General features: G+C 60.2%; 21 protein-coding genes. 9 read left to right on the top strand and 12 right to left on the bottom strand.

Annotated features, from left to right (window positions below):
• Positions 1-7 precede the first annotated feature (7 nt).
• Together PSH91_RS16965 and PSH91_RS16970 are read right to left on the bottom strand one after the other, a co-directional pair.
• A complete protein-coding gene (locus tag PSH91_RS16965; protein WP_076384007.1) occupies positions 8-754 on the bottom strand; it encodes an SDR family oxidoreductase in 747 nt (248 codons plus the stop codon).
• A 91-nt stretch (positions 755-845) separates the two neighbouring features.
• Complete coding sequence (locus tag PSH91_RS16970) at positions 846-1,724, bottom strand: Dyp-type peroxidase (protein ID WP_047227767.1); 879 nt, start codon at positions 1,722-1,724, stop codon at positions 846-848.
• A gap of 252 nt (positions 1,725-1,976) precedes the next feature.
• On the opposite strand from PSH91_RS16970, the gene ampC reads away from it, so the two are divergent.
• A complete protein-coding gene (gene ampC, locus PSH91_RS16975) occupies positions 1,977-3,125 on the top strand; it encodes a class C beta-lactamase (RefSeq protein WP_305466267.1) in 1,149 nt (382 codons plus the stop codon).
• Between the two features lie 67 nt (positions 3,126-3,192).
• Here the strand turns inward: ampC and PSH91_RS16980 are convergent, their stop codons facing one another.
• From PSH91_RS16980 to PSH91_RS16990, 3 genes are all read right to left on the bottom strand, one after another.
• The gene (locus tag PSH91_RS16980) at positions 3,193-3,741 is read right to left on the bottom strand and encodes a DUF4174 domain-containing protein (RefSeq protein ID WP_076384005.1); all 549 of its coding nucleotides are present in this window, start codon (positions 3,739-3,741) and stop codon (positions 3,193-3,195) included.
• 280 nt (positions 3,742-4,021) lie between these two features.
• Positions 4,022-4,807 carry a sulfite exporter TauE/SafE family protein gene (locus tag PSH91_RS16985; RefSeq protein WP_047227884.1) on the bottom strand — a complete coding sequence of 262 codons (786 nt, stop codon included), beginning with the start codon at positions 4,805-4,807 and terminating at the stop codon, positions 4,022-4,024.
• Positions 4,808-4,909: 102 nt separating this feature from the next.
• The gene (locus PSH91_RS16990) at positions 4,910-5,635 is read right to left on the bottom strand and encodes a hypothetical protein (protein WP_370695203.1); all 726 of its coding nucleotides are present in this window, start codon (positions 5,633-5,635) and stop codon (positions 4,910-4,912) included.
• Positions 5,636-5,954: 319 nt separating this feature from the next.
• On the opposite strand from PSH91_RS16990, the gene PSH91_RS16995 reads away from it, so the two are divergent.
• The gene (locus tag PSH91_RS16995; protein WP_047227763.1) at positions 5,955-7,106 is read left to right on the top strand and encodes an aldose epimerase family protein; all 1,152 of its coding nucleotides are present in this window, start codon (positions 5,955-5,957) and stop codon (positions 7,104-7,106) included.
• Between the two features lie 108 nt (positions 7,107-7,214).
• A complete protein-coding gene (locus PSH91_RS17000; protein WP_047227762.1) occupies positions 7,215-8,036 on the top strand; it encodes an aldo/keto reductase in 822 nt (273 codons plus the stop codon).
• A gap of 144 nt (positions 8,037-8,180) precedes the next feature.
• Here the strand turns inward: PSH91_RS17000 and PSH91_RS17005 are convergent, their stop codons facing one another.
• Positions 8,181-10,544 carry a DNA polymerase II gene (locus PSH91_RS17005; protein ID WP_076384003.1) on the bottom strand — a complete coding sequence of 788 codons (2,364 nt, stop codon included), beginning with the start codon at positions 10,542-10,544 and terminating at the stop codon, positions 8,181-8,183.
• Positions 10,545-10,791: 247 nt separating this feature from the next.
• On the opposite strand from PSH91_RS17005, the gene PSH91_RS17010 reads away from it, so the two are divergent.
• From PSH91_RS17010 to PSH91_RS17030, 5 genes are all read left to right on the top strand, one after another.
• Entirely contained in the window at positions 10,792-11,232 is a 441-nt protein-coding gene (locus tag PSH91_RS17010; RefSeq protein ID WP_047227760.1) for a CBS domain-containing protein, read from the top strand.
• Positions 11,233-11,301: 69 nt separating this feature from the next.
• A complete protein-coding gene (locus PSH91_RS17015; protein WP_047227759.1) occupies positions 11,302-11,898 on the top strand; it encodes a paraquat-inducible protein A in 597 nt (198 codons plus the stop codon).
• Positions 11,895-12,554 carry a paraquat-inducible protein A gene (locus PSH91_RS17020; RefSeq protein WP_047227758.1) on the top strand — a complete coding sequence of 220 codons (660 nt, stop codon included), beginning with the start codon at positions 11,895-11,897 and terminating at the stop codon, positions 12,552-12,554. The genes PSH91_RS17015 and PSH91_RS17020 overlap by 4 nt, the downstream gene beginning before the upstream one ends.
• Positions 12,535-14,193, top strand: a complete 1,659-nt coding sequence (locus tag PSH91_RS17025) for an intermembrane transport protein PqiB (RefSeq protein WP_107322626.1) — start codon at positions 12,535-12,537, stop codon at positions 14,191-14,193. The genes PSH91_RS17020 and PSH91_RS17025 overlap by 20 nt, the downstream gene beginning before the upstream one ends.
• Positions 14,194-14,210: 17 nt before the next feature.
• Complete coding sequence (locus PSH91_RS17030; RefSeq protein ID WP_047227756.1) at positions 14,211-14,747, top strand: membrane integrity-associated transporter subunit PqiC; 537 nt, start codon at positions 14,211-14,213, stop codon at positions 14,745-14,747.
• A 105-nt stretch (positions 14,748-14,852) separates the two neighbouring features.
• Here PSH91_RS17030 and PSH91_RS17035 read toward each other — a convergent pair whose 3' ends face one another.
• On the bottom strand, positions 14,853-15,482 hold the full coding sequence (locus PSH91_RS17035; RefSeq protein WP_305466269.1) for a glutathione S-transferase family protein: 630 nt from the start codon (positions 15,480-15,482) through the stop codon (positions 14,853-14,855).
• A 263-nt stretch (positions 15,483-15,745) separates the two neighbouring features.
• Here PSH91_RS17035 and PSH91_RS17040 point away from each other — a divergent pair, with 263 nt between their 5' ends.
• Positions 15,746-16,258: a phage infection protein gene (locus PSH91_RS17040; protein ID WP_107322624.1), complete on the top strand. Its 513-nt coding sequence runs from the start codon at positions 15,746-15,748 to the stop codon at positions 16,256-16,258.
• 149 nt (positions 16,259-16,407) lie between these two features.
• Here the strand turns inward: PSH91_RS17040 and PSH91_RS17045 are convergent, their stop codons facing one another.
• The 5 genes from PSH91_RS17045 to PSH91_RS17065 form a co-directional block, all read right to left on the bottom strand.
• Positions 16,408-17,502 (bottom strand): DUF1615 domain-containing protein, encoded by a 1,095-nt coding sequence (locus PSH91_RS17045; protein ID WP_188251024.1) that lies wholly within the window; start codon positions 17,500-17,502, stop codon positions 16,408-16,410.
• Positions 17,503-17,939: 437 nt separating this feature from the next.
• The gene (gene hemB / locus PSH91_RS17050) at positions 17,940-18,914 is read right to left on the bottom strand and encodes a porphobilinogen synthase (protein WP_076383997.1); all 975 of its coding nucleotides are present in this window, start codon (positions 18,912-18,914) and stop codon (positions 17,940-17,942) included.
• 113 nt (positions 18,915-19,027) lie between these two features.
• Positions 19,028-19,873, bottom strand: a complete 846-nt coding sequence (locus PSH91_RS17055) for a PhzF family phenazine biosynthesis protein (protein WP_076383996.1) — start codon at positions 19,871-19,873, stop codon at positions 19,028-19,030.
• 8 nt (positions 19,874-19,881) lie between these two features.
• Positions 19,882-20,580, bottom strand: coding sequence for a glutathione binding-like protein (locus PSH91_RS17060; protein WP_076383995.1), 699 nt, complete (start codon positions 20,578-20,580; stop codon positions 19,882-19,884).
• Between the two features lie 126 nt (positions 20,581-20,706).
• Positions 20,707-21,108: a hypothetical protein gene (locus PSH91_RS17065; protein ID WP_305466272.1), complete on the bottom strand. Its 402-nt coding sequence runs from the start codon at positions 21,106-21,108 to the stop codon at positions 20,707-20,709.

Raw genomic sequence — 21,108 nt, forward strand, 5'->3', positions numbered from 1 at the left:
TCAAAGCTCAGCGCCCGCCCCCCAAATCCACAAACGTCCCGGTCGCATACGAAGCCTTGTCCGACAGCAACCAGATAATCGCTTCAGCCACTTCATCGGGACGGCCGCCACGGGCCATGGGAATTGCCGACTCCAGCTTGCTGACCCGGTCCGGGTCGCCGCTGAGGGCATGAAAATCGGTGTAGATATAACCTGGGCGAACCGCATTGACGCGGATACCTTCTCCAGCGACTTCCTTGGACAGGCCAATGGTGAACGTGTCCAGCGCGCCTTTGGAGGCCGCGTAGTCGACATACTCGCCCGGCGCGCCCAGGCGGGCGGCCACCGAGGAGACGTTCACAATACTGCCACCTTGCCCGCCATGCCTGGGCGACATGCGCAACACCGCGTGCTTGGCGCAGAGGATTGGCCCCAGCACGTTGGTCTTCATGATCTTGAGAATGCGGAACTCGGACATTTCGTCGAGTCGGGACTTGTGGGCGACCGTGCCGGCGTTGTTCACCAAAGCGGTGACGCGACCCAACTCAGCGTCCACACGATCGAACAGCGCGACCACTTCGTCTTCGATGCTGACATCCGCCCGCACGGCAATCGCCTGGGCGCCCTTGGCCCGGACCTGTCCGAGCACATCCTGCGCGGCGCCTTCATCAGACTGGTAATTGATGCAGATCCGATAGCCCAGGTCGGCAGCCAACAGCGCCGTGGCCGCCCCGATCCCGCGGCCGCCACCGGTGATAACGATGACTTTATCCACGTTTGCTCTCCCCATTGCACGGATAGACGTCCGGCCCAAGAATAGCGTTCACGCTGCGCTTTTGCACAAGCCGTTGCGCGTGGCGCCGGCCTCAGCGGCTCAAGGCCCGCAGATCCAGACGTCCATCCAGCAACGGCGGGCACCAGTAGTAGCCCCCCGTGATCGGCCGGCTCATGCGATACAGGCCGTCGGTGATACCGTCCTCCAGGCCGCTCATGCGCCGCAGTTGAGCCTCGAAAGCGTCGAGGGAGAAACCGAACGCCAGGAACATCAGGCCTGCGCGATCCCCTTCAATCCACGGCATGGAACGGCGTACGACGAAGGCTTCCGGGGCGAAGCTTTCCTGGGCGGTGCGTTTGACGTGGGCCGACTCCGGGGCATCGTCGATTTCCTCGTTGTCGCTCAGGCGTCGGCCCATGATGTTGTCGCGCTCATGGGGTTGCATGGCGGCGAAACCATCCAGATCGTGTTGCCACTGCTGGATCGCCGCAAAACTGCCACCGCGCACTCCATCGACACCTTGAGCCAGGGCAGCGGCGATGGCCGCTTCATCGTGAGGGTTCTCAGTGCCGTCTTCATAACCGGTCAGGTCATGGCCGGTCATATGACGGAAAGTTTCGTTCATCTGCACCAGGCGCAACGCCGGGGCCAGAGCGGCCTCGATGGCACGGCTGCGGTGCAGCAGCTCGCCACGGTCTTCGCCGTGTAGCCAGCACCACAGCGCGTGCTGGGTCGAAGGGTTGTCCACGCCCACGCCGGCCAGGGCCGGAAACGCCCGCAGGCCTTCGACCTGCGCACCCAGCGCCTGGACCAGCGACTCGCCCAGGCCGATCACTACTCGATCATCGACTTGCAACAAAAGCTTATCGATCGCAGCCGGCAGCGCCTCGACCGATTCCAGGGCAAAAAACAAGTGACGGGCCTGAGGCGGAACAGGGGTGGCGAGAATGCCGGGCTGGTAGTAGCTCATGTGGACTCCTTTAGAAAGAGCGCAAGTTTACCCGGCGACCAGTGGTTTGTGTGGTTTGCCATGGGCTGTCGAAGGCCAGGACGCTAAAGATTTTCGTAGGAAGTCTCTTGCAACCCGGTCAGATGACTCGGAACCCGGTTCGAACTGCAAGGATCCCGATTGCCGGACATCGGAAAACTCCCTAGATTGGGTGCCCCCAAAGCTGCTGGCAGAGCGGCTGGCACCCTCAGGACTCATGGAGAACGGTCAGACATGCACATTGCCAAATCGATACTTACGGGCGCTTTTTTCATCGCCTGCGGCACGACAACGGGCTTTGCCCAGGAGCGCGTTGAAGACACCGTCAATGCCGTGATCCAGCCCTTGATGAAACAACAGGACATCGCCGGCATGGCCGTGGCAATCACTCACAACGGTGAACGTCATTACCTCAATTACGGGGTGGCCTCCAAGGACACGAAGCAGGCAGTGACCGACCAGACGCTGTTCGAAATCGGCTCGGTCAGCAAGACCTTCACCGCCACCCTCGGCGCCTACGCCCAGGCCCAAGGCAAGCTGTCGCTGTCGGACCCGGCCGGTCGCTTCGCCCCCGAGCTGAGCGGCAGCGCCCTGCAAGGCATCAGCCTGCTCAACCTTGCCACCTACACGCCGGGCGGCCTGCCGTTGCAGTTTCCTGGCGAAGCGGACCATCCGGACCGGATGTTCAGTTACTACAAGACCTGGAAACCACTCTATCCGGCCGGTACCCAGCGGCTCTATTCAAACCCGAGCATCGGCCTGTTCGGCTACCTGGCGGCCCGCAGCCTGGAACGACCGTTCGATGAGGTGATGGAACAGACACTGATGCCGGGATTAGGCCTCAAGCACAGTTATGTACGGGTGCCCAAGGATCAATTGAGCCGTTACGCCCAAGGCTACGCGAAGGACGGCAAGCCAGTGCGGGTCGGACCGGGAGCGCTGGACGCCGAGGCCTATGGCGTGAAAACCAGTTCATCGGACCTGATCCGCTTCATCGAGGCTAACCTGCGGCCTGAAAAGCTGGACGCCGATCTGCGACAGGCCATCGCCACGACGCATACCGGGTTCTACAAGGCCAATGGCATGACCCAAGGGTTGGGTTGGGAGTTCTACCCCTACCCCGTCACGCTTGACGCACTATTGGCCGGCAATGCACCGCAGATGGCCCTGATGCCACAAAAAGTGGAGCCGCTCAACCCACCCCTGCCTGCGCCGGCCGACAGCTGGATCAACAAGACTGGCTCGACCGGTGGCTTTGGTGCCTATGCGGCGTTCGTTCCTGGAAAGGATATGGGGATCGTGATGCTGGCAAACAAAAACTACCCGATCGAGGAACGGGTGAAGGCCGCGCACAAGATCCTGACGGCGCTGGAGAAACAATAGGCTACGCAAATTACTGTGGCGAGGAAGCTTGCTCCCTCGCCACAAAGGGAGCTCATCGCCTGCCCGATCAATCCTCCAGCGGCTTCGGCGCAGTCACCGGTTTGCCCGTCTTGCCTGCCTTGGCACCCTTGCCTTCCTGGGCCGGCGCAGCTTCAGGCGCGGGAGTCGGGGCTGGCGCCGCCGCTTCCTTTTCTGCTGGAGGCAGTTTATCGACGGTGTCGAAGATATCCTTCAGCTCAATCGCACCTGAGTGCTCAAGCTTCTTTTCTCCGTCCTTGCCCACCAGGATGATCTTGGTCTGGGCACCGGCCCCCAACCTGAGTGAACGGATCAGCGCCATGGTGCTTTGCGGGTCCAGGTCTTTGCCATCGCGCTGCCCCATCGTGTTGAGCACGGTGTAAAGCACCAGGTTGCGCTCGGAAAAACCCTGTTTGCCGGCCGGTTCCTCCAATGCTTTTTTCAGGCTGACCCATGCAGGATCGACGGTGCTCGGCGCGATGACAATCAAGGGGCGGGATTTGCCCTTGTCCGCGGCCAAGGGTGAGTCGCCATCCGCGGCGAACAAGGGACCTGCAATGGCCAACAAGGTAGCGAAGGTCAACGACCGAATGAGCATGCGCCTCTCCTTTTGATATCTACGCTGTACTGATTGCGCATGGCGGCGATTGTTCCGCGACAGTCGCCCAATACCGCGCCTGCCTGCCTTGAAGCTTAGGCCAGAGGGGTCATTGCGCAACCGTGGCGTGGGAGATGAACAATTTCGTGACAGGAGTCGGGCACAACTTATGTGGGAGCGAGCCTGCTCGCGATGGCGCACAGTCAATCAAGCAGATGTTCTGCTGTACCGGCCTCATCGCGAGCAGGCTCGCTCCCACATTGATTGGTGCGCAGGTTAGTTAGAACGCCAACTTGAACCCGATCATCGCCAGCATCACTGCCAGGCATGGGCGCAGCACCTCATCGGAAATGCGGCCCGACAAGTGACTGCCCAGGTAGATGCCCGGCAACGAGCCGACCAGCAGGTAACCCAGGATGTGCCAGTCCATGTTGCCCATGCTGGCGTGGCCCAGGCCAGCGACCAGGGTCAGCGGTACGGCGTGGGCGATTTCAGTGCCCACCAGGCGCTTGGTGACCAGGAATGGATAGAGAATGAACAGTGCGACAGTGCCCAGTGCGCCAGCGCCAATGGAGGTCAGTGCGACCATGACGCCCAATATCAGGCCAGTGACGACGGTGAGTACATTGAGCCGCGAGCCGGTGGGATTGTAGTGGCCGCCCGCACGATCATGGGCAAATTGCAGGAGGCGTTTCTTGAACAGAATCGCCAGGGCGGTGGCGAACAGCACAAAACCCAGGGCTTGCTTGATGATCGCGTTCATGGCGTCGGGCGAACTGTGCAGACTGCTGAGAAACCACAGCGTCAATCCTACCGCCGGCACACTGCCCAAGGTCAGCCAGCCGGTGATGGCCCAATCGATGTTGCGGTTCTTGGCGTGAACCAATACACCGCCGGACTTGGTAATCGCCGCGTACAGCAGATCGGTACCCACTGCGGTTGCAGGGTTGATACCAAACCACAACAGAATGGGGGTCATCAGCGAACCGCCGCCCACGCCGGTCATCCCGACGATAAAACCGACAACCAAGCCCGCTATGACTAAACCGACATTACCGAAATCCATTAAGCGCGACCGCATGAAATAAAATCTGGGCGCGAGCATAGCGATTTTTCTTATAACCACCTATACCAATGTGATCTATCTTTATTCCCTTTTCCTCTGACATTACTGAACCGGCAGGAAGTTAAGAAAGAGCAGGCTCTGGGCATAGTTCAGACCGATCCGCCGGTAGCGCTCGTCCAGCATTTGGGTCAGCAGGTCCAGGCGCGCAACGATTTTTCCAAACTCCACGGCAAAGCTGAGATTGCTGCCCTCCTCCGAAATCTCATTGGAAAACAGCAGCGGTTTGCCGTCTTTGTCCAGTCGTTGGCTGAGTATCCAAGTGGCTTTTTCGATGTTGCGCGCCGCGTTGCTGACAAAGCGCGGGTCGATCGCGTCGGTCATGTAGAACTCGAGACGATTGCCATGGGCCGTGACCAGCATGCTGCCAATGGCGTAGATGAACGCCCCCACCCGATCCCCCAGGAACTCAGGGCTCATGGCATAGCTCAGGGCGGCCAGGTCCTTCTTGCCGCCAAGGGTCGGTAACGGCTGTTGCTGCTCGATGGCCAGGCGCACCTGCTTTTCCGCGGCACGGGCGTCGAGAAATCCGGACTTGCGCAACTCTTCGGGGTTGCGCAGATAAAGCTTGTTCATCAGCAGATAGAGGCTTTGCAGGTTGTCATGCATCGCCAGTGTGGCCATGCGGTCAACGCTGGTCTGCAGCAGTTCCTGAGGCCTGGTGTTGCTGAACTGAGTGACCATGTCTTGCCCCTGCTGATGACTGCAACCGCCGCCAAGCAACATCAACACGCCGACCAACAGCGCTGAACAGCGACGTCGCGACACCATCACGAAATGAAAAACACCGGCCATCGAGTCTCGGTCTGGGCTTGGGGAGGCGGTGGGGGTCGCCGCTTCCTGGCCATGGATAGAGCGGCAAAAAACGTAAAAGTGCGATGGACGAGGGAAAACCACACAGATGGGGAAGATCCGCCCCGCTCAATTAGTATGACTTTTTAATTGATTAATCGCGATTAATGGCTATAAATCCCTTCTAGCCTTTCAAATAGAAAGACTACTAACCAAATATACCTTCATCGCTGTCCGACTAAACACCGGACTCGACCCGCGTTCCAAACAACAACAAGACAGGAAGGAAGGTCACACCATGCTTGAATCCAGACATCTGCTCACGGCTCTCGGAGTGTCTCTGATGATCGCCACCTCTGCATCCCAGGCCGCCGGCCTGAGCAATGAACGCGCAGCGTTCGGCAAGACCAGCGACGGTACCGCGGTGGAAAAATTCGTCCTGCGCAACAGCCACGGCATGGAGGCTACTGTCATCACGTACGGCGGGATCCTCCAGTCACTGATCGTGCCGGACAAGAACGGTATGGCCGCCGATGTTGTGCTGGGCTTCGACGATGTGCAGGGTTACCAGAAGAACGGCAATGTGTATTTCGGCGCAACCATTGGCCGCTTCGGCAATCGCCTGGCTGGCGGCGCATTCGAGTTGGACGGCAAGCGCTACCAGGTGCCGCAGAACGACAAGAGCAACTCCCTGCACGGCGGACCGCAAGGTTTCGACAAGCGCGTCTGGAAGGCCGAACCCCATGACGGCAAGGACTCGGTGGGCGTGACCCTGACCTACCTGTCGGCGGATGGCGAGATGGGTTTCCCAGGCGCACTGAAAACAGATGTCACCTACAGCCTCAATGAACGGAACGAATTACGTATCGAGTACCAGGCCACCACCGACAAACCCACGGTGCTGAACCTGACCAACCACAGCTATTTCAACCTCGCCGGTGCCGGTAACGGCGACATACTCAAACAGGTCGCGACCCTGCATGCCGCCCATTACACCCCGGTGACCGACAAGCTTATCCCCACCGGTGAGTTGGCCCCCGTGGCCGGTACGCCGATGGACTTCACCAAGCCCACCGCCATCGGCACCCATATCAAGGCCGATCACCCGCAGCTCAAATTCGCCGAACCCAAACAGGGCGGTTTCGATTTCAACTGGGCGCTTGACGCCAAGGGTGACGTGAGCAAACTGGCCGCTGATGTCTACGACCCACAGTCCGGACGGCGCTTGGAGCTCTACACCACCGAGCCTGGCGTGCAGTTCTATACCAGCAACTTCCTCGACGGCACGATCAAGGGCAAGCACGGCAAGGTCTATCCGCATTGGGGCGCGTTCACTCTGGAAACCCAACACTACCCCGACTCGCCAAACCAGCCGAACTTCCCGTCGACCCGGCTTGACCCCGGCCAGACCTACACCCAGACCATGGTGTTGAAGTTCTCCGCGCAATAAATCCTGCCCTTCGAAAAGATCGTTCCCACGGCGGTGGGGACGATCAACCTTGAACACCTGGTCTATCCTGCTGCCACACGTCTAATGTTCTGCAAACAGGAGGTAGGCATGAGGACTCTGGAACTGGCTGGCGAGGCCGTACCGGTGATTGGCCAGGGCACCTGGCGCATGGGTGAAGAAGCGTCGCTTCACAAGAAGGAAGTGGCGGCCCTGCGCCTGGGCATTGAATTGGGCATGACGCTGATCGACACGGCGGAGATGTACGCCGAGGGCGGCGCCGAAGAGGTCGTTGGGGAAGCGATCACCGGCCTGCGGGACCAGGTTTTCCTGGTGAGCAAGGTGTATCCCCACAATGCCAGCCGCAAAGGCATTGCGCTTGCCTGCGAACGCAGTTTGCGCCGACTGGACACCGATTACATCGATCTCTATCTGCTGCATTGGCGCGGGCAATACCCGCTGGAAGAAACCGTCGAAGCGTTCGAACGCCTGCGCGAAGAAGGCAAGATCGGCCGCTGGGGCGTGTCGAACTTTGATGTCGCGGACCTTGAAGAACTGGCTTCACCGGCCTGCGCCACCAACCAGGTGCTGTACAACCTGCAGGAGCGTGGCATCGAATTCGACCTGCTGCCCTGGTGCCAACAGCAGCGCATGCCAGTCATGGCTTACTGCCCGGTCGGCCAGGGCGGGCAACTGCTCAAGGACCACACCTTGGGCCAGATCGCCGAACGCCATGGCGCAACCCCAGCGCAGATCGCCCTGGCCTGGCTGTTGCGTCAGGACAATGTCATTGCCATTCCCAAAGCCGTTCAGAGCGAACATGTGCGCTTGAACGCCGAAGCGGCCAACCTGAAGCTCGCACCCCAGGATCTGGCGGCGCTGGATTTGATATTCCCGCAGCCCGAAGGCAAGCAGCGCTTGGCGATGGTCTAGTTCTCACGAGCAAAGCGCTTTTGTGGCGAGAGAGCTTGCTCCCGCTGGGGCGCGTAGCGGCCCCTTCTGGCGGTTGCTGCGCAACCGAGCGGAAGCAAGCGCCCTCGCCACAAGAGCCTCCCGCCCGCAACACTGGCGCATCCGTCAGAACAAGCCCATCTGGCCCCCCACCAGGGTCGAGAAATCGTCATCCACAAACGGCAGAATCGCGTCCGCCACCGGTTGCAGCTGTTTGGTCACGTAATGGTCGTAATCGATCGGCGCGCTGCGGGTTTCCAGCGGCTCAGGGCCGGCGACAGTGATCACGTAGCTGATCCACCCGCCGTTCTGGTATTGCCGCGCACGGCCCTGGCGCTGGTTGAATTCGTCAGCCAGCCGCGCGGCGCGCACGTGCGGCGGTACGTTGCGTTCGTAGTCTTCCAGAGGCCGGCGCAAGCGCTTGCGGTAGACCAGCCGATCATCGAACGCTCCGGCCAGGGTCTGGTGCACATAATCGCGCACATAATCCTGGTAAGGCTTGCGGTGGAAGATCCGCCCATACAGCTCCTGCTGGAACTGCCGGGCCAGCGGCGACCAGTCGGTGCGCACGGTTTCCAGGCCCTTGTAGACGATCTCGTCGCTGCCGTCGGCGCGGGTTACCAACCCGGCATAGCGCTTCTTGCTGCCCTCTTCCGCGCCACGAATGGTGGGCATCAGAAAACGTTTGAAATGGGTTTCGAACTGCAACTCCAGTGCGCTCTCCAGCCCGAACTCATCACGCACGTGTTCGCGCCACCACTGATTGACGTATGCCACCAGCTCCTGGCCGATGGACGCCGCCTCTTCCTGGCCGTGGGCCCGGCGCAGCCAGACGAACGTGGAGTCGGTATCACCGTAAATCACCACATGCCCCCGGGCTTCGACCAACTGCCGGGTGCGCTGCATGATCTGGTGACCGCGCAGGGTGATGGAGGACGCCAGCCGCGGATCGAAGAAACGACAGCCACTGGAACCGAGTACGCCATAGAAGGCGTTCATGATGATTTTCAATGCCTGGGACAGCGGTGCATTGTGTTCCCGCTTGGCGGTTTCCCGGCCTTCGGCTACCCGCGCCACAATGGCCGGCAGGCAATGCCGCGTGCGGGAGAAACGTGCCCCGCGAAAACCTGGCACCGACTGGCTTTCGTCCGGGTGGCGCAGGCCTTCGATCAGGCCTACCGGGTCGATCAGGAAGGTGCGGATGATCGACGGATACAGGCTCTTGTAGTCCAGCACCAGCACCGACTCGTAGAGCCCCGGCTGGGAATCCATGACAAAACCACCCGGGCTGGCCTCGGGCGGGCGCTGGCCAAGGTTCGGCGCGACGAAACCCTGGCGGTGCATCAGTGGCATGTACAAGTGTGTGAAGGCCGCCACCGAACCACCGCTGCGGTCCGCCGGCAGACCGGTGACACTGGCCCGCTCCAGCAGGAACTTGAGCAGCTCGGTCTTGGCGAAGATCCGCGTCACCAGCTCACAGTCCTTGAGGTTGTAACGGGCCAGGGCCGGTTTGTCCTCGGCAAACATGCGATTGATCTCGTCCATGCGCTGGTACGGGTTGTCGATGGACTTACCCTCTCCCAACAACGTCTGGGCGACATTTTCCAGGCTGAACGAAGGGAAACTCCAGGTCGCCGAACGCAGCGACTCAATGCCGTCGATGATCAGCCGGCCTGCCGCCGAGGCGAAAAAGTGATTGTTGCGCGCGCCATGCTCGCGCCACTGCATCTCCTCCCCGCCTCGCCCCAGGCGTAGCGGCACGGCCAGGCGCCGGGCGTGCTCATGCAGCACGCGCAAATCGAACTGCACCAGGTTCCAGCCAATGATCGCGTCAGGGTCGAAACGGGCGAACCAATCGTTGAGTTTCTTCAGCAGCAAAGTGCGCGATTCACAATATTCGAGCTGGAAATCCACGGCAGTATCGTCGCCATTGGGCGGGCCGAGCATATACACCTGACGCTCGCCGCAGCCTTCAAGGGCAATGGAGTACAAATCGCCCTGGGCGGTGGTTTCGATGTCCAGGGACACCAGACGCAAAGGCGGACGATACTCGGGCGCCGGTTTCATCTGGGCGTCCAGCAGCAGGCCCTCAGCGGCCTTTGTGCCACCGAACCAGACCGGCGCGGTGATGAAACGCTCCATCAGGTAGCGTTCCGGTGGACGGATGTCAGCTTCGAACACCTCCACGCCGGCACGGCGCAAGGTGGTGTCCAGGCGCATCAGTTGGGCATGTTGCCGGCAATACAGGCCCAGCACCGGTCGATGCTCGAAATCCAGCAGGTCCAGGGGTCGCAATTCAACGTCCTTCTCCCCTTGCAGCAAGGCTTCGACCTGACCGCGCTGAATCTGTGGCACGAATGCCACCGACGGCTGCACCGGCAAGCGCACGCGCCGGGGGCCGGTGTCGGTCGCCAGCCAGAATTCGACTTCGGTGCCGGCCGGGGTATCGCGCCAATGCCGGGTCAGGACGAAGCCCTGCTGTAGATCCACCGCTGCAACCTCGATTTTTTGCGTAAGCGACGATTCTACCTGTGGTGAGGGGATTTATCTGTGGGAGCAAGGCCTGCCCCCACAGTGGCGATAAATCCCTCGCCCCAACAGTGCATGGCCTCACTTCGGTGGTGAACTCACCGACAATGACGTTTTTGGACGACTGACTGCCGCTTTACCGCTTGCTCTGCGCCGTTGGGTCTACGATTCTTAAACCACCTGCAAAAACAACACCTGAGGCTTCCCCATGAAAACCGTCGCGCAGTTGCTCCGGATCAAAGACGAGAAAAACCAGCAAGTGCACACCATTTCACCGGACGACATGGTGCTGCAGGCCCTGATGCGCATGGCCGAGAAAAACGTCGGTGCCCTGCTGGTGGTGAAGAACGGCGAAGTACTGGGGATCATCAGTGAGCGCGACTACGCGCGCAAAATGGTCTTGCATGGCCGCTCCTCAGTAGGCACCAAAGTGAGCGACATCATGGTGTCACCCGTGATTACGATAGACCCCCACCAGAATGTCGAAACCTGCCTGAGCATCATGACCGAAAAACATTTGCGGCATTTGCCGGTGGTCGAAGACGGCAAACTCGTCGGTCTGCTGTCCATTGGTGACCTGGTCAAGGAAGCGATTGCCGAGCAGGCGGACCTGATCCGACAACTGGAGCAATACATTCGCGGCGAATGACCCGTTCGGGCGGGTTGCTCAATCCCAACCTCCTTCTATATTGAAGGAGTTGTCCTGCCGAGCATCCCGATGGCCGATACCGACCGACTGATCATTTGCGAACATTGTGATGCGGTGTACGAGCCGATGGTGCTCGCTGCGCATCAGAAAGCCTCGTGCGTGCGGTGTGGCGCGGTGATTCAGCGCTACAACGGCCTGACCATTGAACAGCGCCTGGCCTTGAGTGTGACGGCAGCGGTGTTGTGGGCTTTCGCCAACATCTATCCAGTGATGAGCATCCGTCTCCAGGGGCTGAGCAACAGCGCGACGCTGTGGGATTCCATCGTGGCCCTGAGCCAGGGCCCCATCACCTTCATCGCCCTGGTGGCCGCGGTGGCGATCATCATTGCCCCGGTCTTTCAGTTGGTATTGCTGATCTGGGTGCTGGCCTACGCCTACGCCAATCAACGGGCGCCGGGGTTCAGTCTGTGCATGCGCAGCCTGGAAGCACTGCGGCCGTGGAGCATGCTGGAGGTGTGCCTGTTGGGTGCGCTGGTGGCGGTGATCAAACTCGCCGGGCTGCTGGACGTGCTGCCGGGCATCGGCCTGTTTGCCCTGGCCGCCCTGAGCCTGCTGATGATCCGCATCGCCGGACGCGATGTGCGCGATTTGTGGGACAACCTATGAACCGCGAACCGTTGCCTCCCCCGCCCTTGGCCCGCGACCTGAACCTGTGCCTGTGCCACAGCTGTGGCCTGGCCTGTGACATGAGCGACGAGCCCGAGACCTGCCCCCGCTGCGACGCCCCGTTGCACCGGCGCAAACCCGACACCCTCACCCGTACCTGGGCCTACATGCTGGCGGCATTGGTGTTCTACATTCCGGCCAACCTGCTGCCGGTGATGAATACCCAGATGCTCGGGGATGGCGCCGACAGCACCATCATCAGTGGCGTCATCGAGTTCTGGCAGGGCGGCGCCTGGGACATCGCCCTGATCATTTTCATCGCCAGCATCGCGGTACCAGGCATCAAGTTCGTGGTACTGACCTTGCTGTTGGTCACCGTGCAGCGGCGCAGCACCTGGGCCCAGGTCCAGCGGGCGAAACTGTATCGGCTGGTGGAAGTCATCGGCTACTGGTCGATGCTCGACGTGCTGGTGGTGGCGCTGGTCGCGGCGCTGGTGAAATTCCAGGCACTGAGCGATATCGAGCCGCGACCGGGCATCCTGTTTTTCGGCCTCGTGGTGCTGTTCACCATGCTGTCGGCCATGAGCTTCGACCCACGCCTGATCTGGGACACCCAACCATCCGAGGAGGCCATGGATGAAGTCGCAAGCCACTGACGGGCAGCAACCGGCACCAGGTCGCGCCCATGTCACCAGCCGCCGCTGGACGGTGTCGCTGGTATGGATAGTGCCGATCATCGCGGTGCTGGTAGGGTTGTCCCTGGTGGTCAACAACTGGCTGCAGGAAGGTCCGACCATCACCATCACCTTCAAGACCGGCCAGGGCCTGACCGCCAACAAGACACCGGTCAAATATCGCAACGTGGTCATCGGCCAGGTCACCGACGTGCAATTGAGCGACGACCAGAAGAACGTCACCGCCACGGTCAAGCTGGCCAAGACGGCGGAGACCTTCACGCACGAGGACTCGGTGTTCTGGGTCGTACGCCCGCGTATCGGAGCCGGCGGAATTTCCGGGATCGATACCCTGCTGTCAGGGGATTTCATCGGGGCCGACGCCGGTCAATCGAAGGTTCGTGCCAAGTCCTTTACCGGCCTGGAAGCCCCGCCACCGATCACCTACGGTGAACCGGGCAAGCGCTTCACCCTGCATTCCCAGGACCTCGGTTCACTGGACATCGGCTCGCCGGTGTACCTGCGCAAGATTCCGGTGGGCCAAGTGGTGTCCTATGCGCTGGATGCCGATGGCAAAGGGGTCAACATCGACGTATTCGTCAATGCGCCCAACGATGTCTACGTCACCGAAAACACCCGGTTCTGGAACGTCAGCGGCGTGGACGTGAACGTCGGTGCCAACGGCTTTGCGGTCAAGACCGAGTCACTCTCGGCGCTGCTGGTGGGCGGCATCGCATTTCGGGCACCGGAATACAGCCCCAACGACAGCCCCGCTAGCGAGGACAAGACGTTCGAGCTGTTTGCCGACCAGCAGAGCGCCCTGGCCCCGCCGGATGGCAAGGCGCAATACCTGGCTTTACGCTTCGATCAGGCTTTGCGCGGATTGCGGGTCGGAGCGCCGGTCGAATTCCTGGGCATCGAAGTGGGCAGGGTCGTAGCTATCAATCTGGATTTCGACGAGAAGCTGCGCAGCTTCCCGGTCAATGTCGGCGTGGTGTTCTACCCTCAGCGCCTGGGCAAGGCCCATGAAAAACTGCTCAAGGCGCTCAATCACAACCCGGATGACGAAGCTGCCGGCGCTCGCCTGATCGGCAGTTTCGTTGAACGCGGCCTGCGTGCCCAGGCCCGTAGCGGCAACCTGCTGACCGGGCAGTTGTACATCTCGCTGGACTTCTACCCCAAGGCCGAAAAAGTCACTTTCGACGCCAACGCCCGCCCGGTCCGTATACCGACCATCCCAGGCAGTCTCCAGCAACTGCAGGAACAACTGCAGGCGATGGTCGAGCGAATCAACAAGCTGCCCCTGGAAAGCGTTGCCAACAACCTGAACGGCAACCTGGTGGAATTGCGCAAAGGCCTGGCCCAGTTCAACAGCAAGACCCTGCCAAGCGTGCAAAACACGCTGCAGGACGTGAGCAAGACCCTGCAATCGGCCAACTCGACCCTGGCCGAAGATTCGCCGCAACGCGAACAACTGACGCAGACCCTGGACGATCTTGGGCGCATGTCGCGTTCGTTGCGCGAGCTGTCCGACTACCTGAGCCGCCATCCCGAATCACTGCTTCGCGGCCGTCCCAAGGATGCACCGGCGCAGAACCTCACATTGCCGGCGAACGAATGACCACAGGAGCACGCCCCATGCCGCTGATGCTGAAACTCCCCCTGGTTGCCTTGGTGCTGCTGCTTGCTGCCTGCCGCGGCGATCCGATCCAGTACCACACCCTAAGCCCGGCTCAACCTGCCGGCCAGCCACGCACGAACATGGACATCCAGCTCGAGCAGGTGAGCGTTCCGCCTCAGGTGGACCGCGCGCAAATGGTCATCCGCCAAGGCAACAGCGGGCTGGCGATCCTGGAAACGCAATGGTGGGGCGCCAGTCTGGCCGATGAACTGCGCAGCAGCCTGGACGAACAACTGAGCAACCCAGGCGCAGCGAAGCTACTGCTGCGGGTGGATGTGCAGCGCTTCGATTCGATCCCCGGCCAATATGCCCGCATGGACGTGCAGTGGCGCCTGCGCGAGCTGGGCAACGAAGCCCATACCCTGACCTGCCGTAACAGCCTGCAAACGCCGGCGGGGAGCAGCATCGATGAGCTGGTGACGGCCCATCAGCAGAATGTCCGACAGTTTGTCGGCCTCGTTGAGCAAGCCGCCACCAAAATGACATGCCCTTGACCCGTAGGCGCTGCCGAAGGCTCGGGCCGCGTTTGGACGATCTTTCTGTTTTGATCTTTCGTTTGCTACTCGGAAAAACCGCAGCCTCGCTGCGCTCGACAGCGCCTACAAGGGCCAGTGCAGCGACAGCACCGGCGCAATGCGCGGATGGCGGTCGATGCGCTCCAGTAGCTCGTAGAACGGCGGTCGGGCATTCAGCATGGCCTCCCGCGTGTCTTCCCACTTCGTGACCACGGCGGCCAGGATATCCAGCGCTCCCGGCTCGGCACCGCTGAGAAAAGGACGAGCCGCAAACTGGTCGGCAAACAGCGCCCAGTTGCGATGTAGCCGCTGTCGGGTGCCCGACACCAATTGCTGCCGGGTCGCTTCATCCGCGTCGACCAGCCAGCGCTCTGGAAAATCGATGATGCCGATGGGCGTGTAGCAATTGGCGACGATATAGACCAGGCCCCGTATGGCTTGAGCACGTTGGGTCGGATCGTCCGGCAGCAACTTCGATTCAGGAAACACCAGCCCGAGATGGATCAGAATCGCCGCGGCTTCGGTCAGCACCGAACCGTCCGGCAATTGCAAGGTCGGGACCTGCTTCTGAGGGTTCAATGCCTGTAGCTCTTTCGACGCCTCGTTGTCTTCGGTCGAATAGGCATCGATACGGCGATAAGGCACGCCACACAGGCACAGGGCGATCTCCACAGCCGAAGAGCCGGATTGCCGGTAGCCGAATAACTGATACATGAACTTGCCTCCTGCGCTTGGGGGGTAGCCGGTAGAACCCGCGGGCCCGCCAGTGTTCCACCCGGCAGACGACACGCACTCTCCATGGAAGCGAGCCTGCCCGCGATGTCGGCGGATCAGTCAACATCAATATTGCTTGCCAACCGCTCGGCGAGGTATCACCGCCGTCGATATTCACCATCAGGCCAATGAAGTTCTCTTGATTGTCGCTCCGGACAACAATGGCTCCACACCAACCCACTGCATCCCCGGAGCACACCATCATGAAACGCCAAATCATCCTCAGCCTCGCTTTCTCGGTACTGGCAGCCAACGCATTCGCCGCCTCCTCCCACCCGGTCGTTGCCGAAGGTGGTTCTGATCGACTGATCGAAAAACGTGTTGCCGAAGGCGGCTCCGATCGCCTGATCCAGAACCGCGTTGCCGAAGGTGGCTCTGATCGTCTGATCCAGAACCGCGTTGCCGAAGGTGGCTCTGATCGTCTGCAACAGAACCGCGTTGCTGAAGGTGGTTCCGATCGCCTGCAACAGAATCGCGTCGCTGAAGGTGGTTCCGATCGTCTGCAACAGAACCGCGTTGCTGAAGGTGGCTCCGATCGTCTGCAACAGAACCGCGTTGCTGAAGGTGGTTCCGATCGTCTGCAACAGAACCGCGTTGCTGAAGGTGGCTCCGATCGTCTGCAACAGAACCGCGTTGCTGAAGGTGGCTCCGATCGTCTGCAACAGAACCGCGTTGCTGAAGGTGGTTCCGATCGTCTGACCCAGAACCGTGTATGAGTTGTTCAATCCAAATGCGTGACGAAACCCAACTCAATGTGTGGCGAAGGAGCCCCCTCGCCACAATGCTTCAAACACCTCTGGAACCTAACGCATCACCATGAAAGCCCGGCCTTATCCGCCGGGCTTTTTCATTGCCCACCGATTGCCTAGCGTCCCGCAGCGCGCGTCATACAACGCCGGTAACGCTCATCCACTCGCTTGGCGAACCACGCCGTGGTCAGCTTGCGCGTGATTTTCGGGCTCTTGAGCACGATTCCCGGTAACACCGCCCGAGGTAATTGCTTGCCCTCGGCCTTCTCAGCCAATTCGAAGACCCGCTTGTACAGTTTGCTGTCCTCGAACGCCAGGCTGTCGCCCTGCTCCAACTGGTCGCGAATGGTCGGGTTGCGCATCCCCAACGACCGGCCCAAGGTGCGCACCGCCAACTCGGTGCTGCCTGGCATGATGGAACCATGCAAGATCAAATCGCCGTCCAGAGCCAGGGGAATGCCTGAGGCACGACTCACTGCATGCTGGAATGCCGCGTTGCGGCTGGCGTACCATCCGGCATTGAAATCGGCGAAACGATACAGCGGTTCGGTGTAGCTCACCGGATACCCCAGCAGATGCGCAATACCGAAATACATCCCGCCGCGACGACTGAACACCTCCCGACGAATCGACCCATCCACCGCATAGGGATAATCCCGGGCATTGGCCTGGGCAAACGCGATGCTGACCTGCATCGGCCCGCCGGTGTGCACGGGGTTGAAGCTGCCGAACAGTGTCTTGCCCAAGGGCACCATGCCAATGAAGTCATCGAAAATCGCACTCAACTCCTTCTCGCTGCGCGCGGCATTGAGCCGATCACTGTAGCTTTTGCCATTGGGCGAACGCACCTGGAGGGCGCCGCTGATCAATAGACCCGGAATGTGCATCTTTGCCGCGCGACGATCGATTTCCTGCCGGGCGATCTTGCCCAACCCCGGTACCGCCGGATCAGCCTGGAACGTCGATTCCTGTTCGGTCACCGCCAGGACGGAACAGATATTCTGCGTCGTGGGTGAGATTTGCTGAGCGGCAAAAGCCACGTAGATATCCGTCGCCCAGCCCTCGCGATCCACAGTCTTGGCCGGCAACAACCGCACAATCTGCGCCTTGACCTCGGCAGGCTGGCGTTCCGGTTCCTGGGCCTGACGGCTGCCGCAACCGGCCAGGGTCAACAACGCGGTGAGGCTGATCATCAATCGATTGAGTTGCATGTTGCTCCATCAAGTCTGTTATTGCGCAGCAACCATACGATCAAAAGCCGGTACAGGCTATGTTCTGTTCATCAGAGCCAAAAGGGGTCTTGAGAGCAAAGAAGGCTCGACAGCAGCAAAAAGCTGACGTGAGAGATGGGTGGCCTAACACCATCAGGGTGGTAGCAAGACTCCACAGTAGATTTTGGGTGGGTGTCTGTGGGAGCAAGGCTTGCCCGCGATGACGGCGGCACATCCGACATTGATACCAGCTGGCCTACCATTATCGCGAGCAAGCTCGCTCCCACAGGGTTGACCGCGGATGCTCACAGTTTCAGTCCACGCCACAAGTCCAATGTGGGAGCGAGCCTGCTCGCGATGACGGCGGCACATCCGACATTGATACCAACTGGCCCCCCACTATCGCGAGCAGGCTCCCACAGGAAATCCAGCGTCGATCAGATCCCGCTTAGCGCCAGATCCATCGCAAAATAGGTGAAGATCAGGTCCGCCCCTGCTCGTTTTATCGCGCCGAGACTTTCTCGCACGACGCGAGCTTCGTCGATGGCGCCGGCCTGGGCGGCGAATTTGATCATCGCGTACTCGCCGCTGACCTGATAGGCCGACAGGGGCAGGTTCGAAGCCTGGCGAATATCGCGGATGATATCCAGGTACGCGCCGGCAGGTTTGACCATCAGTGCATCGGCCCCTTCCTGCTCATCGAGCAAGGACTCGCGCAGTGCTTCGCGGCGGTTCATCGGGTTCATCTGGTAGCTTTTGCGGTCGCCTTTCAAGGCACTGCCGCCCGCCTCGCGGAACGGACCGTAGAGCGCTGAAGCGAACTTGGTTGAATACGCCATGATTGCCGTCTGGCTGAAACCGGCTTCGTCCAGGGCTTTGCGAATGGCCTGGACCTGCCCGTCCATGGCGGCGGACGGCGCGATCACATCAGCCCCGGCACGGGCCGCCGCCACGGCCTGTTTACCCAGGTTGAGCAAGGTCCGGTCATTGTCCACTTCATGCCCGTGAAGCACCCCGCAATGGCCGTGATCGGTGTACTCACAAAAACAGGTGTCAGACATCACGATCATTTCCGGCACCGCGTCCTTGCAGATCCCGGCCATGCGCGACACCAGGCCGCGCTCGCTCCAGGTGTCGCTGCCATCACTGTCCAGGTGATGGGACACGCCAAAGGTCATTACTGACTTGATACCGGCACGGGCATACCGCTCGATCTCACCGGCGAGTTTCGATTCAGGAATGCGCGCCACGCCCGGCATACTCTTGATCGGTACAAAGTCATCGATTTCTTCTTCGACGAAAATCGGCAGCACCAGGTCGTTCAGGGTGAACTCGGTTTCCTGGAACAGACTGCGCAGGCTCGCATTGCGACGCAGACGGCGTGGACGTGCTTCGGGGAACTGACTGGACATGGGACTCCTGAAAAATGGGTGCTCGATCGCAGGGGCCAAAGCTTATGCCCTCACCCGCCTGGGCACAAACGCCGACCGGAAAACAGAGTTTTACCGGCCGGGCAATAATCGGCTTACAAGGTCAGTGAGCCATTGACGCAGGTCACCACCGCACCACCAATCCAGACGTCCTCGCCCACCTGCTCAACATGAATCCGCCCCGCCCGGCCCATGGTCAAGCCCTGGCTGACCACATAGCGCGACGGTGCCAGCCCCTTGGCCAGCATCCACTGGGCCAGCCCGGCGTTCAGGCTGCCGGTGGCAGGATCCTCCGGCATGCCGTCACCGGCAATGAAACCGCGCACTTCAAATTGCGCCTCATCGCCATCCACGGCCGGTTCCCACGGCGCGATGACGCCCACGGCCAGATCCCGCAACTGCTGGTAATCGGGCTTGAGTGCCAACACTTGCTGGCGATTCTTGAGCATCAATGCCAGCCAGCCGGCACCATTATCAACCCACTGCGTCTCGACAATCGCCTCGGCCTGCAACCCCAGTCCCTTGCGCACTCGCTCCAGCACTTGAGCCTCCAGCGGGCCGGACTTGAGCAAGGGCGGCGCCTGAAAAGCCAACCCGAAATCGCTGCGGCGAATTCTTACCAGGCCAACGCCACATTCCTGCACGATCTGCGGCCCTTTCGGCACGCCTCCGGCCTCCAGCCAGGCATGACAGCTGCCCAAAGTCGGATGACCGGCAAACGGCAGTTCAGTCGAGGTGGTGAAAATGCGCACCCGGTAATCCGCCTCCGGATGCTGCGGCGCCAGCAGGAAAGTGGTTTCGCTGAGGTTGGTCCAGTTGGCAAAAGCGGCCATGCGCTCGTCACTGATCTCGTCTGCCCCGAGCACCACCGCCAGCGGATTCCCCTTGAGCGGCACTTCGCTGAACACGTCCAATTGCTTGAAATTGAAACAGCTCGTCATCAATCCACTCATTCCGGAATTTTCAACCCGCGTGCCACTGCCGGCCGCGCCAGGAAACGCTCCAACACCCGCGTTACATTCGGGAAATTCTGGATACCCACCAGATCCCCCGCTTCATAAAAACCGATCAAGTTGCGCACCCAGGGAAACGTGGCGATATCGGCGATGGTGTAGCGCTCGCCCATGATCCAGTCCCGGCCTTCAAGACGACCATCCAGCACCTTGAGCAGGCGCTTGCTTTCCTCGACGTAACGATCACGAGGTCGCTTGTCTTCATAGTCCTTGCCCGCAAACTTGTTGAAGAAACCCAACTGCCCGAACATCGGCCCGATCCCGCCCATCTGGAACATCAGCCATTGAATCGTCTCGTAGCGCGCCGCCGACTCCTGAGCCAGCAACTGCCCGCTCTTGTCCGCCAGATAAATCAGAATCGCCCCCGACTCGAACAACGCCAACGGCTGATCCCCCGGCCCATGGGGGTCGAGAATCGCCGGGATCTTGTTGTTGGGGTTCAAGGAGAGGAACTCTGGGGACAGCTGGTCATTGCTGCCGAAGTCCACTTTGTGGGGTTCGTAGGGCAGGCCGATTTCTTCCAGCATGATCGAGACTTTCACGCCGTTGGGGGTCGGCAGGGAGTAGAGCTGGATCCACTCCGGGAACTGGGCGGGCCATTTTTGGGTGATGGGGAATGGGGTTAGGTTGGGCATGGGAGCGGACTCCAGAGGGGGAAGAAAAAAGCGGAGCATAGTTCAGAATGATTGCCGTGACATCAGGAAAGCATCTACATGAACCACCCCGCTGCAAGCAGGCCTAACTTCCCATACGACCACAACTTACTCATCCACATTTTTTATAGATTCCAGCCATAGAAAAAAATAATCTTTCTGCAGCTGAGGATCACTCACTATATCCCGATCCTCATAATCAAATATATTAACTAGATCTGCTCTCGATGCACGCTTACCTAGAACATGCTCATAAGCCGCTATTCCTGATGACATTTGCGAGGACATACTTGAAGGACGCACACTAAGCTTGGCTCCTTTGCACAAAAATTTTATATCCGTATGCTCCTTAATAATTTTCCCTAGACACTCATACACATCCGCTCCCGAGTATTTCTTTGACCAGCCATTTTTAAAAGTCAGCAGAATAGTGGATTTTTGTGCGTTCACGTCCAGCACCACCTCTTCCCTTTGGCCATCTTTAATAACTGGAACAAGCTGTCTTTTCAT

Source organism: Pseudomonas sp. FP1154 (assembly GCF_030687245.1).
Classification (GTDB): Bacteria; Pseudomonadota; Gammaproteobacteria; order Pseudomonadales; family Pseudomonadaceae; genus Aquipseudomonas; species Aquipseudomonas rhizophila.

What these genes read in the sequence shown, in the direction of transcription:
- PSH91_RS16970 (WP_047227767.1), bottom strand. Translation starts at nt 1,724, where the DNA reads ATGAGCTACTACCAGCCCGGCATTCTCGCCACCCCTGTTCCGCCTCAG.
- ampC (WP_305466267.1), top strand. Translation starts at nt 1,977, where the DNA reads ATGCACATTGCCAAATCGATACTTACGGGCGCTTTTTTCATCGCCTGC.
- PSH91_RS16980 (WP_076384005.1), bottom strand. Translation starts at nt 3,741, where the DNA reads ATGCTCATTCGGTCGTTGACCTTCGCTACCTTGTTGGCCATTGCAGGT.
- PSH91_RS16985 (WP_047227884.1), bottom strand. Translation starts at nt 4,807, where the DNA reads ATGGATTTCGGTAATGTCGGTTTAGTCATAGCGGGCTTGGTTGTCGGT.
- PSH91_RS16990 (WP_370695203.1), bottom strand. Translation starts at nt 5,635, where the DNA reads ATGGTGTCGCGACGTCGCTGTTCAGCGCTGTTGGTCGGCGTGTTGATG.
- PSH91_RS16995 (WP_047227763.1), top strand. Translation starts at nt 5,955, where the DNA reads ATGCTTGAATCCAGACATCTGCTCACGGCTCTCGGAGTGTCTCTGATG.
- PSH91_RS17000 (WP_047227762.1), top strand. Translation starts at nt 7,215, where the DNA reads ATGAGGACTCTGGAACTGGCTGGCGAGGCCGTACCGGTGATTGGCCAG.
- PSH91_RS17010 (WP_047227760.1), top strand. Translation starts at nt 10,792, where the DNA reads ATGAAAACCGTCGCGCAGTTGCTCCGGATCAAAGACGAGAAAAACCAG.
- PSH91_RS17015 (WP_047227759.1), top strand. Translation starts at nt 11,302, where the DNA reads ATGGCCGATACCGACCGACTGATCATTTGCGAACATTGTGATGCGGTG.
- PSH91_RS17020 (WP_047227758.1), top strand. Translation starts at nt 11,895, where the DNA reads ATGAACCGCGAACCGTTGCCTCCCCCGCCCTTGGCCCGCGACCTGAAC.
- PSH91_RS17025 (WP_107322626.1), top strand. Translation starts at nt 12,535, where the DNA reads ATGAAGTCGCAAGCCACTGACGGGCAGCAACCGGCACCAGGTCGCGCC.
- PSH91_RS17030 (WP_047227756.1), top strand. Translation starts at nt 14,211, where the DNA reads ATGCCGCTGATGCTGAAACTCCCCCTGGTTGCCTTGGTGCTGCTGCTT.
- PSH91_RS17035 (WP_305466269.1), bottom strand. Translation starts at nt 15,482, where the DNA reads ATGTATCAGTTATTCGGCTACCGGCAATCCGGCTCTTCGGCTGTGGAG.
- PSH91_RS17040 (WP_107322624.1), top strand. Translation starts at nt 15,746, where the DNA reads ATGAAACGCCAAATCATCCTCAGCCTCGCTTTCTCGGTACTGGCAGCC.
- PSH91_RS17045 (WP_188251024.1), bottom strand. Translation starts at nt 17,502, where the DNA reads ATGCAACTCAATCGATTGATGATCAGCCTCACCGCGTTGTTGACCCTG.
- hemB (WP_076383997.1), bottom strand. Translation starts at nt 18,914, where the DNA reads ATGTCCAGTCAGTTCCCCGAAGCACGTCCACGCCGTCTGCGTCGCAAT.
- PSH91_RS17055 (WP_076383996.1), bottom strand. Translation starts at nt 19,873, where the DNA reads ATGACGAGCTGTTTCAATTTCAAGCAATTGGACGTGTTCAGCGAAGTG.
- PSH91_RS17060 (WP_076383995.1), bottom strand. Translation starts at nt 20,580, where the DNA reads ATGCCCAACCTAACCCCATTCCCCATCACCCAAAAATGGCCCGCCCAG.
- PSH91_RS17065 (WP_305466272.1), bottom strand. Translation starts at nt 21,108, where the DNA reads ATGAAAAGACAGCTTGTTCCAGTTATTAAAGATGGCCAAAGGGAAGAG.